The following is a 13,486-nucleotide window of genomic DNA, read 5'->3' as shown; positions in this document are numbered from 1 at the left end:
GTGTTGGTCGCCCGCTGGGCACGGAACCCGCTCAGGCCGCCGGGGTCAGTGCAGGCCGGCCCGGCGCGTCGTGCTCCCCCTTGCGGAGGACGACCGGTGCCGGGGTCCGGCGGCGGCGCAGCAGGGAGCCTGCCCCGATCGCGCCGGCGATGAGCAGCCCGCCGGTGACGAGCGCGCCGCGCGGTCCGGCCAGTTCCATGAGGAGGCCCAGCGCGGGAGGGCCGCCCAGGCCCCACACCGTGCCGATGCTGCCCCACACACCCAGCACCCGTCCCCGCAGGTGCGGGGGCGGGTCGGTCTGGAGAACGGCCGTGCCGGCGGTGTCCGAGACGGACTCCACCACGGCCATCGGCAGGACCAGCGCGATCAGCACCGCCAGTGACGGTGACAGCCCCGCCACCACCTGCAGCAGCGCCCCCGCTGCCGCCAGCGCGCCCACAAGCCGCACGGACGGCCGGCGCAGCCGGGCGCCGAGCACCGCGCCGAGGATGCCGCCGACGGCGAGCACGGTCGACACCGTGCCGAACGAACCGGCACCGCCCGCGAGCGGCCCGGTGACGAGCACCGCCAGGGTGAGCCCGTAATTGCGGCCGAACACGGAGCTGATGCCGGTCACACCGGCCAGCGCGACCAGGCGTGGCCGCCGCACGAAGTAGACCAGCCCCTCCCGGACGGTCAGGTCGGGACCGGTCTCCTCGGGAGCCGGGGCGTCCTGCCGCACCGCACCGGCCGCCGGACGCAAGAAGGGGATGACCGAGGCCACGAAAAGGAACGACAGCCCGTTGCCGAAGTACGCGGCGGACGTGCCGAGGAACCCGACCGCCACACCGGCAAGGGCCGCCCCCACCAGCCGGCCCGCCTGGTGCACCAAGGCCCCCACCCCGATGGCCGAGGGCACGTCCTCCGCCGGTACGAGGTCGTTGCCCAGCAGCGCGCATGCCGGGTTGTCGATGGTCGCCACGACACCCGTGAGGGCGGCCAGCACCATCAGCGAGGTCATGTCGATGAGGTCCAGCGCCACGAGGACGGCCGTGGTGAACGCGATCGCGCCGAGCACCGCCTGGCTCACCGCCGCCGTCAGCTTGCGCGGCCACCGGTCGACGGCGGCCCCGCCGAGCACGCTGATCAGCAGCGCCGGAGCGGCCTGCACGGACATGGACAGACCCGTCGCGGCGGCGGACCCGGTGATCTGCAGGACCAGCAGGTTCTGCACCGTGAGCTGCATCCACGTGCCGGCGTTCGACACGAAGTTCGCGACGGACCACCAGCGCATGCTGCGGTAGCGCAGCGACCGCCAGGGCGAGCGGGAAGCGGGCAGGGCAGGGGAGGGGGAGGAGAAGGAAGGCACAGTGCGGTACTCGTAGACGAGTCGGAGGACTCAGAGGAGGGCGACGAGGAGCGCGTCACACCGGCGGCGCTGCACGGCGGATCCCCTCGACGGGTACGGCGCCGACCATCGTGGCAGAGGGGAGCGGAGAAGCGGTGCACCTGCCCTTGATCCACCCTCTCGTGCCGTCCAAACACCCTGCCCGGTACGGGCTTTGGGGCCACAGTGTGGTTGATCACACGGGGTGACCAGGCCGCGTTCGAGCAGGCACAAGGAAGCGGGGCTCGTCACCTCGAGTGACGAGCCCCGCTGAGCGGGGTGACCCGGCTTACCCGGACTTTCCCCGGCCGCTCAGGGCGTCCCGCAGCCGGTCCACCATCCCGGTGCCCGGGGCCAGGAGCTTGTTGGCCGGAGGCTTGTCGGGGGCCGCCGGGTGGGGCCGGGTCGGGGCGGTCTTCTTGGCCTTGCGCACCTTGTCGCCCAGCTCGTTGAGCGTGTCCATCGGACAGGCCTGACGCAGCCGCGGGAAGAGGTTGCCCTCCTCGTCGGCGATGTGCGAGCGGATCTCGCTCATCAGCATGCCCACCAGCCGGTCGAAGTCGGCGTCGCCGGGGTCGCAGCCCTCCAGATCCTTCATGATCTGCTCGGCCGTGGCGTGATCCTTCAGTTCCTGATCGGCGAGGGCGTCCCCGCCCGCCACGTGCTCGCGTACGGCGGGGTAGAGGTAGGCCTCCTCGGCCACCGAGTGCCGTACGAGCTCCATCGTGACCTGGTCGGCGTACAGCTTGCGGTCCCGGTGGCCGGACGGCAGTGCCTCGATCCTGCCGAACATCTCCTCGACCTCGCGGTGATCGGTCACCAGCTCGTCGATGACGTTTCCTCCGTGTCCCATCTCCTTCACCTCCAGCGCTCGGGTCCCCCCGGCCCCGGGGGGTTAACGTGCGGTCCGCCGGATGTCGCGGGCTGCTCAGGCGGAGAGCTTGGCCCGGACCCGCCCGACCGCGGTGGCCGGTCCTGCGGTGGCGCGGACGGAGCGGCGCACCAGGCCCGCGTCGCGCCGCAGGCCCCGGGCGGCGTGGGTGCCGCGCCACACCACCGAGGGGCGGGCGCCGGTGTCGTCGGCGGCGATCAGCAGTCCGCCGAGCATGGACATGTTCTTGAGGAAGTGGATGCGCTGCTGTGCCCGCTCCTCGGGGTCCTGCGCCTCCCAGAAGCGGTGTCCCGCCAGTGTGGTCGGCACCAGCGTGGCGGCGATGGCCAGCGCGGCCGGGCGCGGCACGCGCCCCGTGGCCAGCATCAGCCCCGCCGCGACCTGTACGGCCCCGCTGAGCCGTACGACCTGCTCGGTGCGGTCAGGCAGGGCAGGGACGCGCTCGGTGACCGGTTGGACGACAGGCTCGGCGGCGTCGGCGACCTGCTTCGGGTCGCGGACGGAGTTCATACCGCCCGCGAGGAACATCGAGGCCAGCATGGGGCGGCCGAGCACACGCAACAGACTCATGGCCCTCTCCAGAGAGTCGGTGGGTACAGCGCTCGCCGGGTTCCCCAGCCGGAGCCGAACCACTCACACCGCACGGTGCCGCGCCCACGCCCACTCACACCGCACGGTGCCGCGCCCACGCCTCCTCACACAGCGCCCCGGACAGCAGGACGTCGGCGGCGGTGCACGCGAGGGCCTCCGTCGCGGCGATCAGCACCTCGCGGGCCCGGGGCGAGGCGGCCGCCTCGGCGAACTCTGGGGTGTGGTCGGAGCCGTCCTCGCCCGTGATCGCGACGAACGGGTGGATGGCGGGCACCCGCGTGCTGACGTTGCCGATGTCGGACGACCCCAGGTACACGCCGGGTGCGGGCGGTGACAGCTCGATCCCCGCCCGGGCGAGATGCGCGGCGAACCGCTCCGAGAGCACCTCGCTGTCCCGGAAGTGCTCGTAGCGCACCGTGGCCCGGTCCACCTCGACGGTGGTGCCGGTGGCCCGGGCCACCCCGTCGGCGCACACGCGCAGCCGTTCGGCCAAGTCCTCCAGCGCCGCCGTCGTGGCCGCGCGCAGACCGAACAGTCCCTCGGCGTACTCCGGGACGATGTTCGTGGCCGTACCGCCGTGTGTGACGATGCCCTGCACGTGCGAGCCCTCGGGCAGCCTGCGCCCCAGCACGGCCAGCACGTTGAACAGCTCCACCAGCCCCGCCAGCGCGTCGACGCCCTCGGTCGGGTTGCCCGTGGGGTGGGCGGCCCTGCCGTGGAAGGCCACCCGGTACTGCACCTGCGCGGTCAGCGGCGCCCGAGCCCAGCTGTGCACCCCCGGGTGGAACATCAGCGCTGCGTCGACGTCGTCGAACACCCCGGCCTCCACCTCGACGGCCTTGCCGCCACCACCCTCCTCGGCGGGGGTACCGACCGCCAGCACCGTCCCCGAGGACGCCTCCGGCACGGCGGCCGCCACGGCCAGGGCGGCCCCCAGCCCGGCCGCCGCGATGAGGTTGTGGCCGCACGCGTGGCCGAGGCCGGGCAGGGCGTCGTACTCCATCAGCAGCGCCACGGCGGGCCGGCCCCGCCCCCAGCGTGCGGTGAACGCCGTAGGCATCCCCGCCGCGCCGCGCTCCACGGCGAAACCGGCGCGCTCCAGCTCACCGGAGAGCAGGGCAGCGGCCCGGTGCTCGGCGAAGGCGTACTCCGGGTCGGCGTGCAGGCGCCGGGCCACGTCCGACAGCGCGTCGGCCCGGGCCGCCACCTCCGCACGTACGGCCTGGTGCACGGCGTCGGGCGTTCGGGGCACGGGTGGCTCCTCGTCGTCGGGATCGGTGTGCGTCGTCCCGGGGCGGGTTTCACCGCCGACCGCCGCGACACCTCCGCGCCGGGGCACCCCTTGCGCCGCGACACCTCCGCGCCGGGGCACCCCTTGCGCCGCGACACCTCCGCGCCGGGGCACCCCTTGCGCCGCGAGACCTCCGCGCCGGGGCACCCCTTGGCGGCGGGACATCCCACGCAGGGCCCCCGGCGCCTCGGCGACACCACACCGCGACGCCCGCGGCGTTTCGACGGTGGCCCGGGGTGAACACGGTCGGTGTACCCGCCGGGCCACGACAGCGTGGACGCCGCGGCGGCGGCTCGGGCGGGCCGGATCCGGGAGGAACCATGGACCACTCGCGCGTGCCCGTCCTGGAGGCGCTGGAGGACTTCCGGCGCCGTGGCGACATCGCCTACGGCCCGCCCGGCCACAAGCAGGGCAGGGGAGTGGACCCACGGGTCGCGGAGATCGTCGGCCTCGACGTGTTCCGCTCCGACGTGCTCTCTCTCAACGGGCTCGACGACCGCCGCCAGTCCCAGGGCGTGCTGAGCCGGGCCCAGGAGCTCATGGCGGACGCGGTCGGCGCCGAGCACGCGTTCTTCTCCACCTGCGGCAGCTCCCTGTCCGTGAAGACCGCCATGCTCGCCGTCGCCGGACCCGGCGAGAAGCTGCTGCTGTCGCGCAACGCCCACAAGTCCGTCATCGCGGCCGTCGTCGTCAACGGCGTCGAGCCGATCTGGGTACACGCGAAGTTCGACGGCGAACGCCACCTGGCCCACCCGCCCGAGCCGGACGACGTCCGCCGTCGCCTGCGGGAGCACCCGGATGCCAAGGGCATGCTGCTGATCACGCCCACCGACTGGGGTTCCTGCGCGGACATCGGGGGAGTGGCGCGGGTGTGCCACGAGTTCGGTGTGCCCCTCATCGTCGACGAGGCGTGGGGCGCCCACCTGCCGTTCCACCCGGACCTGCCCGCCTGGGGCATGGACGCCGAGGCCGACCTGACGGTGACCAGCGTGCACAAGATGGGCGGGGCGGTGGAGCAGAGCTCCGTCTTCCACCTCCAGTACGACCGGGTGTCGCCCGAGGTCCTGGCCCAGCGGGAGGACCTGCTCGGCACCACCAGCGCCTCCTCCCTCGTCTACGCCACGCTCGACGGCTGGCGCCGCCAGATGGTCGAACAAGGCCGTGAACTGCTGGACGCGGCCATCCGCCGTGCGGAACGCATCCGGGCGGCGGTCGCCGAACTACCGGGTCTGCGGCCCATGGGGAGGGAGATCGTGGAGGAGGGGCTCGCCGCCGACCTCGACCCGCTCAAGATCGTGATCGACGTCCGCAAGCTCGGCGTGAGCGGCATGCAGGCGGTGGAGTGGCTGCGCGTCCACCGCCACGTGGACGTCGGAGGCTCGGACAGCTGCCGCATCAGCGCCTCCATCACCCATGCGGACGACGACGAGACCGAGGAGTTCCTCCTGGACGCCCTGCGCGCCCTCGTCGAGCACGCGGACTCCGTCGAAGGCCGCCCGCCGGTCCGGCTGCCCGAGCCCTCGGCATTGGAACTGGAGCAGGCCATGCTGCCCCGCGCGGCGTTCTTCGCCCGGGTCGAACACGTACCCGCCGAACGGGCCGCGGGCCGCATCGCCGCGGAGACGATCAGCCCGTACCCGCCGGGCGTCCCTGTGGTGGCACCCGGCGAGGTCGTCACCGAGGCGGTGCTGGACTACCTGCGCAGCGGCGCCGAGCACGGCGTCCTGATCCCGGACGCGGCCGATTCCTCCCTGCGCACCCTCCGTGTCGTGGCCCGCGCTGACCAGCCGTGATGTTTCCGCGGCAACTGCCGCGAGCCGAGTAATTCATGCGCGAGATGTTGAAGAAGTGACGCAAATAAACTTCTGCGTCAGTTGGCATGATTTGTCCCCATCAGGTGCACTAGAGAAGAAGCATCCACTTCAGCAAAGGAGATGGTGCAATGACTGCCACCGAGAAGGTCACCAAGGACCTGACGGGCATCCAGAGTGCCGACATCGAGGCCGCCCTCGACCCGGCAGAAGCCGACGGCATCTACCGCGACAGCCGCGAGTGCGCCGCGCTTGCGCTGTTCAAGGGCGGTTTCGGCCTGCTCCTGTCGCCGCCCACCCCGCGCCCCAAGAAGGGCTAGTGGACCGACAGGAGTAGAAGATGGAGCAGTCAGGCACTTCGTCCCTCTTGCAGGGCGCGGTGCAGGACCTGGCTTCCGCTGTGGTCTCCGCTCTTCGGAGCGGAGACCACACTCGTGCGGCCGCCCCCGAGCGGGCCCACGCGGAAGCGGAGGACCTCGCCCTCGCGGCCGTACGTGTGCTGGGAGCCGACGCGTTGCTGCCGAGCACCCTCCTGCACACCCCGCCCCTGCCCGACGAACTCGCCGTATTCCGCAAAGCCGTGGAGGCCTACCCGCCCGGAGCCGACGCCGCACCCACCGTCCGGTGGAGCCACTGGGCCATGCGGCACACGCTGCGGCGGGTGGACCCGGGCCACGCCGACACCCCGCACCAGGAGCCCGACGCCGCCTGGCTCGAGGGCGCGACCTGGCAACTCCTGACACACCAGCTCGCGGTGCTGGCCGCCCTCGCCGTGCCGGGGGAGGACTGCGCCGTGGCCCGCGCGGCACGGCAGCGTCCGGTCGACGTCGCCCGGGGCTTCGTGCGCGCGGTGCGCCGCAGGGACTGGCGGCAGGCGGCCGGCGCCGGACGCTGGCTGACCCTGCTGGAGGGCGTACCGCAGACGCTGGGACTCGACAACGGCCTGGACTTCGTGGAGCTGATGGGCGGTCAGGACCCGCTCGTGGCTCTGCAGGTGAGTGCGGCACGGCTGACGCGGACGGGAGCGTTCGTGTGAGGGACGCACGGGGGACACGGCAGGTGGCCGAGGACGCGCTGGCATGGGTGTCGGCGCATCGCGAGCAGTTCGCGCTGGGCGAGGACGCGCTGGCCGCCGACGGACAGGTGAACCGCAGCTGGAAGCCGCTCGGGGAACTGGCCCAGGTGTGCGCGACCGTGTGCCGGCACACCGCGCCCCCGGATCCGCTCCACGCGTGCGCGGCCGACCTGATGGCCTTCGCGTGGCAGGAGACCGGCCGGGGCGAGCTCTTCCTTCGGCTGCAGCGGCTGGAGCCCTTCGCCACGTACCCCTTGGAGGTGTACGCCGCCATGGCCGCGGCGGGCCTGCGGCACCAGGGCTACGAGGCGGCCGCCGCCACCGTGGCCCGCACCCGCGGCTGGCAGCTCACCGAGCAGGAGCCCACCCGGCGGCTCGGCGTCCTGAACGCCGAGGGCCGCAGCGGCATCCGGCAGTCCGACGCGATGCCGCAGGCACTGCGCCGCACCTGGCTGGCCGGGCTGCCCGAGCCCTGGACGTTCGAGCAGTCCTCCGGCTATTCCCTCACCCATGTGGTCTTCCACCTCACCGACTGGGGGCGCGCCGGGCCCGCGGGGCTCCCACCCGACCTCGCCCGCTACCTGGCCGACTGGCTGCCGCCCTGGCTCGACACCTGCCTGGACGCCGGGATGTGGGACCTCGGCTGCGAGCTGCTGGCCGTGGCGGCGAGCCTGCCCCTGCCGCCCGAACCCGCCGTCCTGCACGACGCCTGGGCACGGATCGCGGCGGTACAGCACCCCCTTGGCGCGGTCCCGGAGCAGGGGAACGGAGCGGACCACGACAGGAGCCCGGATTTCCTCTCCCACTACCACCCCACCCTCATGGCAGCCTTCGCGGCGACCCTGACCACCGGGTGGCTCGACGACGGAGCCCCGGCAGCCGCGCACCACCGGCCCGGCGGACAAGGAGTGCTGGGATGACCGACACCCGCCTGATCCACAACGTCGGAGTGGGCGCCCTGGAATGGCTCTGGGCCCACCGTGACGGATTCGAGCTGGAACCCGATGTCGACCCCGAGATCGGCTTCCTGGAGCGTTTCAAGCCCATCGGCGAACTGGCCATGATCTGCAAGGTCCTGTTCCGCGAGGGTGTCGCGGGGTCGCGCCAGGCGCAGCTGGCCCGGCAACTCCTCGACCACGCCTGGCGGGAGACACTGGACGGCGGCCGGATGCTGGTGCGGGGACAGCTCACGGAGCCCATCTCCCCCATCCCCTTCGAGGTGTACCTGCCCTTCAAGGAACTCGGCTACAGCCAGCCGGAGGTGGAGCGGGCGGCCGTCCTGAACCACCGGATCGACAGCTGGGCGGCCTTTGAGGCGACCCCCACCCGGCGGCTCGGCCTGTGCGCGTTCCAGCGCCGGTTCGGCCTCCCGCCCCGGCCGCCGGAGTCCGAAGTGAGGGGCACGACCTGGCTGGCCCGCACCCCCGAGCCCTGGACGGTGGAGGGGCACATCGCCTACGACGTCACGCACAACGTGTTCCACCTGACCGACTGGGGTGAGAGGCCGGACGGTCTGCCGCCCGCCACCGCCGACTACCTCGCGACCTGGCTGCCGGTCTGGATCGACGACTGGCTGGACCTGGAACGCTGGGACCTGCTCGGCGAACTGCTGGTGGTCGACGCCTGCCTGCCCCGCCCGACCCTGGACGAACGGGCCTGGGAGGGCTTCGCCGCGGCACAGCAGCCCGACGGCGCCATGCCCGCCCTTCGGACGATGCCCGAGGGCCCGCCGGACGAGGTGTTCGACATCGTGTACCACCCCACCCTGGTCGCCGCCTACGCCTCCGTCCTGGCCACGTCCCGGTCCCTGTCCCTGCTGGCGTCCGCGTCATGACGTCCCGTCGGTACGCGCCCTGGCCAGGTGGACCGCTCGGTGACGCCGCATCAGCGGCGGACGAGTCGTCGGCCGTACGCCACGCGCCGGCCGACATGGACCCGGAGACCTCGCGCGGCACGCCCGCGGACCGGTCAGCGCCGCATGACATGCCGTCGGACGGGTCCCGGCACCCGCGCGCCGCGCTCACGACCGCTGGGCCCGCCCGGCGCGTCCTGTCGCCCGAATCTCCCTCCGACGACGGCCCGGTCCTCGAGCGGCTCGCCGACGCCGTCACCGCGTCCGACGCCCCGCATGTGGTGTTCGCCCTGTCCCGGGAAGGGCGCCGCAGCGTCGTGAGCGGCGGCACCGCTCCGCCCCCGCCGCTCGCCCGCGAGAACCTGCGCTACGAGATCGGCTCGGCGACGAAGACGTTCACCGGGCTGCTGCTGGCCCGGCTGATCCACAGCGGCCGGTTGACCGGTGGTGAACCGGCCGCCGCCCTCCTGGACGGGGGGCGGCCGACAGGTGCGAACCCGGTGACGCTCGCCCACCTGATCACCCACACCTCCGGACTGCCCGCCCTGCCGGCCGGCTTCTTCCTGCGGGGCCTGCCAGCCTGGACCACCAACCCGTACGCCCGCTTCCCAAAGGCCCGGGTCGTCGACGCCTTCCTGCGCCACCGGCCGCGCCACCGCCCCGGCACCCGGTGGCGCTACTCCAACTTCGGTGTCGCCGTACTCGGACACGCACTGGCCGCCGCGACCGGCACCCCCTGGGAGGATCTGCTCACCGACCAGATTTTGCGCCCCCTCGGTCTGGACGGCACGACCCTGCGCGCGGACGACTCCGGACTCGACGCCCCCGGGCACGGAAGGGACGGCGTGTCACCCGTGCCCGCGTTCGACGCCGGAGGCTTCCAGGCCGCGGGTGCCGTACGGGCCACGCCGCACGACCTGCTCACCTTCCTCGAGGCCCATCTGGACCAGACCGGCGTGTCACGGGACCTCGCCCCCGCCCTGAGAGCGGTGCGCCGCCCGGTTCTGCGCCGGGGCATCGGGCACCGGCACGTCCACACCATCGCCTGGTTCCGTCACCCGACGGACGGCGGACCGATGTACTTCCACAGCGGCGCGACCCTCGGCCACCAGGCGTTCCTGGGATTTCGCGCCGACACCGGCACCGCTCTGGCCGCGGTGTGCACCCGCCGCTTCCGCGCCCACGACCCGTTCCTGGCCACCGCGTACGCGCTGCTGGCACAGGAGTAGCGGGCCCCGCCCGGCGCCGGCGGTACGTGCCGCGCGGACGCCGGACAGCCCTGACCCCTCGTCACACCCGCCGCCACAAGGCCGGCGTGCGGGTGGGCGCCCATGCGCCCTGCGCCTGGTGGGTCTGCAGGCACCGGTAGCGCACCCCGGCGTGAAGCACGGTGGCACCGGCTTCATAGACACGGCCCACCGCCCACGCCTGCGTGACGTCGCCCTGCGGAGGCGCCGATTCGACGGCGGCCGTCTTCAGGGTGAGGCCGAAGTCGCTGAGCAGCGCGTTGATCGGCTGGTAGAACGTGGTTCCCCCGCTGCTGCAGTCACCCGTACCGCCGGAGGTCACGCCCTGTGCCTGGACGCCCGCGACAAAGGGACCGCCGGAGTCGCCCGGCTCGGCGCACACCGTCGTCCGGGTCAGCCCGTCCACTCTGCCCTGGGCGTAACTGACGCTGGTGTCGTGCTGCTCGATGCTGCCGCAGTGCCACCCGGAGGTGGAGCCGGAGCGGCAGACGGCTGCCCCGACGAGCGCCTGGACCGAGCCGGTGATCTGCACCTTCTGGTCGCCCTCGGCCCTCACGTTCGCGGTCGTGGTCCACTGGTCGTTGACGGCGACCCACGACATGTCCTTGCCCGGGAACGTGGAGTCCTGGAACGTGCCCTGCGCCGTCTTGTCGAAGCCGGTCGTCGTGTCGCCCTTCTTGCCGCAGTGGCCCGCCGAGGCGAAACCCTGCTGTGCGCCCTTCGTGACGGAGAAGCCGATCGAACACCGGGCGGCGTTGTTGACGTAGTAGGCGTCGCCCCCGGTGATGTCCGCCAGGAGGCGTGGCCTGTCCGCCGTCACCTTGACGCCGACGCCCTTGCCGTCGAGGCCGGCCGCCTTGATGAACGCGGCGGCCGCGGCCTTGGTCCGGGCCTCCACCGCGACCCGGTTCGTGGGGACGTCCACGTACCACAGGTGCGTGTCGCGGGTGCCGACCCGGGCCGCCGCCCGGTCCAGCTTCCGCTTCGCGGCCGTCAGGTCGCGCAGCGTCTTCTTCACGACGGCCGCTTTGGCGCCCTGGGCCTTGATGGCGGGCACGTCCGTGGCCTTGGTCGTCGCCACCACCAGCTCCTGCGAGGTCGCGCCGCGCAACCAGGCCCCCGCGAAACGGTTCCCCAGCGCATTGCGCAGCAGCCCCGCCCGGGTACCCGCCTCCGCCTCGTTGATCAGCCGCCGGGAGGCCTGGGCCCGGGTCAGCCCGAGGTCACGCTCCAGGGCGCGCAGCAGCGGAGCCGACGGCCGGTCGGCGCCGAGGGTCTGGGCGGTCGAGGGCAACGGACCCGCGGGGGGTGCCGGTTCGGCCGCCACGGCGGAGGGGAACCCGGTGGTGAGGAGCGCGCCGAGTGCGGTCAGGGCCGCCCGGCGGCCGGTCACGGCATGTCTGTGGGCCATTCGATGTGTCTCCTTCGATCGCGGTGGAACGGCCGACGAGGCCATATGCCTTGCCGGAGCGGCCCCGAGTGCTGTCCCGAGCCGCCCCGTTTCGCGCTGTGGCGCGGGGTAGGGCGCCATGTGCAGTACTGCGGACGCCCGGCGTGTCACGGGGACTTCAGGCCGGGCGAACCCACCTCCGTGACGAAGGACGCGGTCGTCGAGATGGTGCCCCCGGGCGTGTTGACGGCCGAGACGGTCCGGAAGTCGACCCGGGCGTTCTCACGGCCCAGCTCGACCCGGACGTAGCCGCGCCGGCCGTCGTAGTACTTCATGTGGGGGTTGGCCTTCATGAACGTGTCCCAGTTGTCCGGCTTGCTTGTCCCGTTCCCGCCGCTGGCGATGGAGGTGCAGGCGAACTCCGTGCCCAGCGTTCTGGACTGCGGGTCGTCGAAGTCGTCCTTGACGTCGAAGGCGTAGCCGACGTGGACATCGCCCGTGAGGACCATCCAGTTGTCGATGCCGGCGGCTTTCGCGCCCGCCATGACCCGGCCACGGGAGGCCCGGTAGCCGTCCCAGGCGTCCATGGAGACCCGGGCCGGCTCGGTCAGGTCGAACTTGCGCTGGGAGAAGCACACCTGCTGGGGCATCACGTTCCACAGCGCGCCGGACTCGCGCCAGCCGTCCAGAAGCCAGCGCTCCTGAGCGGCGCCCGTGAGCGTGCGGGCCGGATCGTCCGACTCGCTGCCCGGCGCGTGCGGCCGGTCGGAGTAGGCCTGGTCGGAGCGGTACTGGCGGGTGTCGAGGATGTCGAACTGGGCGAGAGACCCCCAGGCCAGCCGGCGGTACAACCTGGCATCGGGTCCCTGCGGCAGCTGCTCGGCACGCAGCGGCTGGTTCTCCCAGTAGGCCCGGTAGGCGGCGGCGCGCCGCACCAGGAACTGCTCCTGCGGACTGCCGTTCTCGTCGACCCCGCCCGCGTAGTTGTTCTCCGTCTCGTGGTCGTCCCAGGTGACGAGGAACGGGTGCCGGGCGTGCGCGGCGAGCAGGTCCGGGTCGCTCTTGTAGAGCGCGTAGCGCAGCCGGTAGTCCGCCAGGGTGGTCGTCTCGCGGTTGAACACGTCCGGCAGTTTGCGGTCGGTGTAGCGACGGGCCCCACCGGCGGAGTCCACCGGGTACTCGTACAGGTAGTCGCCGAGATGGAACACCACGTCGACCTCCTCCTCCGCCAGATGCCGAAAGGCCGTGTAATAGCCGTCCTGGTAGGCCTGGCAGGCCACCGCGGCCAGACGCATGCCCGCCGTGTCCGTGCCCGGGGTCGGCGCCGTACGGGTCCGGCCGGTGGGGCTGATCCAGCTGCCCACCCGGAACCGGTAGTAGTAGTGGCTGTCCGGCATCAGGCCCTTGACGTCGACGTGCACACTGTGGCCGTACTCGGGATGGGCCGTGGCGGTACCCTGCTGCGCGACGATCGCGAACCACTCGTCCAGGGCCACTTCCCAGTCGACGACGACCCGTTGCTGGCCGAGGCCGCCGTCCTCGGCGAACGGCTCGGGGGCCAGCCGGGTCCAGATCAGTACCGAGTCGGGCAGCGGGTCGCCGGAGGCCACACCCAGGGTGAACGGGTCGTCGGACACCCGGGCGGCCTCGAGTTCGGGAGCGGCGGTGGCGCCGCGGGCCGGCCGGTTGGTGGCGAACGCGAGCATCGCAGCCGCAGCGGTGACCGTCAGGAACCGGCGGCGGGCGACGTGCGGCGCGGCGGTGCGCAGCACGTCGTCGTGCGGGGAGAAGGCATGCTCGGACGGTGCTCTGTGACGGCCCGTCAGCGCCATCTGGTGTCCTCTCGTACGGGGCGGTTGCGCTCCCGTGCGGATGCATGGGGACATCGTCGGCGTGCGGAGCGCGGAGCTCGCATGCTAAGCAGACAAAATGCCTTATACGGGCACGACGTGCGGGGGGTTCACACCACAG

12 protein-coding genes are annotated in these 13,486 nt (G+C 72.8%); 6 read left to right on the top strand and 6 right to left on the bottom strand.

Going from position 1 to position 13,486, the window contains the following annotated elements; all coding sequences use genetic code 11:
- Positions 1 to 31: 31 nt before the first annotated feature.
- The 4 genes from ACFY5B_RS24885 to ACFY5B_RS24870 all read right to left on the bottom strand — a co-directional run bounded on the left by ACFY5B_RS24885 (position 32) and on the right by ACFY5B_RS24870 (position 4,101).
- Positions 32 to 1,318: an MFS transporter gene (locus ACFY5B_RS24885; protein ID WP_389972773.1), complete on the bottom strand. Its 1,287-nt coding sequence runs from the start codon at positions 1,316 to 1,318 to the stop codon at positions 32 to 34.
- A 337-nt stretch (positions 1,319 to 1,655) separates the two neighbouring features.
- Entirely contained in the window at positions 1,656 to 2,219 is a 564-nt protein-coding gene (locus ACFY5B_RS24880) for a hemerythrin domain-containing protein (RefSeq protein ID WP_389972636.1), read from the bottom strand.
- 75 nt (positions 2,220 to 2,294) lie between these two features.
- Positions 2,295 to 2,828 (bottom strand): DoxX family protein, encoded by a 534-nt coding sequence (locus tag ACFY5B_RS24875; RefSeq protein WP_389972634.1) that lies wholly within the window; start codon positions 2,826 to 2,828, stop codon positions 2,295 to 2,297.
- A 94-nt stretch (positions 2,829 to 2,922) separates the two neighbouring features.
- Positions 2,923 to 4,101: an amidohydrolase gene (locus ACFY5B_RS24870; RefSeq protein ID WP_389972632.1), complete on the bottom strand. Its 1,179-nt coding sequence runs from the start codon at positions 4,099 to 4,101 to the stop codon at positions 2,923 to 2,925.
- Positions 4,102 to 4,460: 359 nt separating this feature from the next.
- Here ACFY5B_RS24870 and ACFY5B_RS24865 point away from each other — a divergent pair, with 359 nt between their 5' ends.
- From ACFY5B_RS24865 to ACFY5B_RS24840, 6 genes are all read left to right on the top strand, one after another.
- On the top strand, positions 4,461 to 5,933 hold the full coding sequence (locus ACFY5B_RS24865) for an aminotransferase class I/II-fold pyridoxal phosphate-dependent enzyme (protein ID WP_389972630.1): 1,473 nt from the start codon (positions 4,461 to 4,463) through the stop codon (positions 5,931 to 5,933).
- Positions 5,934 to 6,082: 149 nt separating this feature from the next.
- A complete protein-coding gene (locus ACFY5B_RS24860; RefSeq protein WP_351643344.1) occupies positions 6,083 to 6,271 on the top strand; it encodes a hypothetical protein in 189 nt (62 codons plus the stop codon).
- A gap of 20 nt (positions 6,272 to 6,291) precedes the next feature.
- Positions 6,292 to 6,987 carry a hypothetical protein gene (locus tag ACFY5B_RS24855; RefSeq protein ID WP_389972628.1) on the top strand — a complete coding sequence of 232 codons (696 nt, stop codon included), beginning with the start codon at positions 6,292 to 6,294 and terminating at the stop codon, positions 6,985 to 6,987.
- Positions 6,984 to 7,946 carry a DUF6895 family protein gene (locus ACFY5B_RS24850; RefSeq protein ID WP_389972626.1) on the top strand — a complete coding sequence of 321 codons (963 nt, stop codon included), beginning with the start codon at positions 6,984 to 6,986 and terminating at the stop codon, positions 7,944 to 7,946. Before ACFY5B_RS24855 ends, ACFY5B_RS24850 begins: the two co-directional genes overlap by 4 nt.
- Positions 7,943 to 8,860, top strand: coding sequence for a DUF6895 family protein (locus ACFY5B_RS24845; protein ID WP_389972624.1), 918 nt, complete (start codon positions 7,943 to 7,945; stop codon positions 8,858 to 8,860). Before ACFY5B_RS24850 ends, ACFY5B_RS24845 begins: the two co-directional genes overlap by 4 nt.
- Positions 8,857 to 10,107, top strand: coding sequence for a serine hydrolase domain-containing protein (locus ACFY5B_RS24840; RefSeq protein WP_389972622.1), 1,251 nt, complete (start codon positions 8,857 to 8,859; stop codon positions 10,105 to 10,107). Before ACFY5B_RS24845 ends, ACFY5B_RS24840 begins: the two co-directional genes overlap by 4 nt.
- A 61-nt stretch (positions 10,108 to 10,168) precedes the next feature.
- On the opposite strand, the gene ACFY5B_RS24835 is transcribed toward ACFY5B_RS24840, so the two are convergent.
- Together ACFY5B_RS24835 and ACFY5B_RS24830 are read right to left on the bottom strand one after the other, a co-directional pair.
- A complete protein-coding gene (locus ACFY5B_RS24835; protein ID WP_389972620.1) occupies positions 10,169 to 11,536 on the bottom strand; it encodes an alpha-lytic protease prodomain-containing protein in 1,368 nt (455 codons plus the stop codon).
- A gap of 146 nt (positions 11,537 to 11,682) precedes the next feature.
- On the bottom strand, positions 11,683 to 13,347 hold the full coding sequence (locus ACFY5B_RS24830; RefSeq protein WP_389972618.1) for an alkaline phosphatase D family protein: 1,665 nt from the start codon (positions 13,345 to 13,347) through the stop codon (positions 11,683 to 11,685).
- Positions 13,348 to 13,486: the final 139 nt, after the last annotated feature.

It is taken from the genome of Streptomyces sp. NPDC013187 (genome assembly GCF_042899705.1).
In the GTDB taxonomy this organism is placed as follows: Bacteria; Actinomycetota; Actinomycetes; order Streptomycetales; family Streptomycetaceae; genus Streptomyces; species Streptomyces hawaiiensis_A.
Note: the sequence above shows the minus strand (reverse complement) of the source record. Positions and strands in the feature narration are given on the sequence as shown.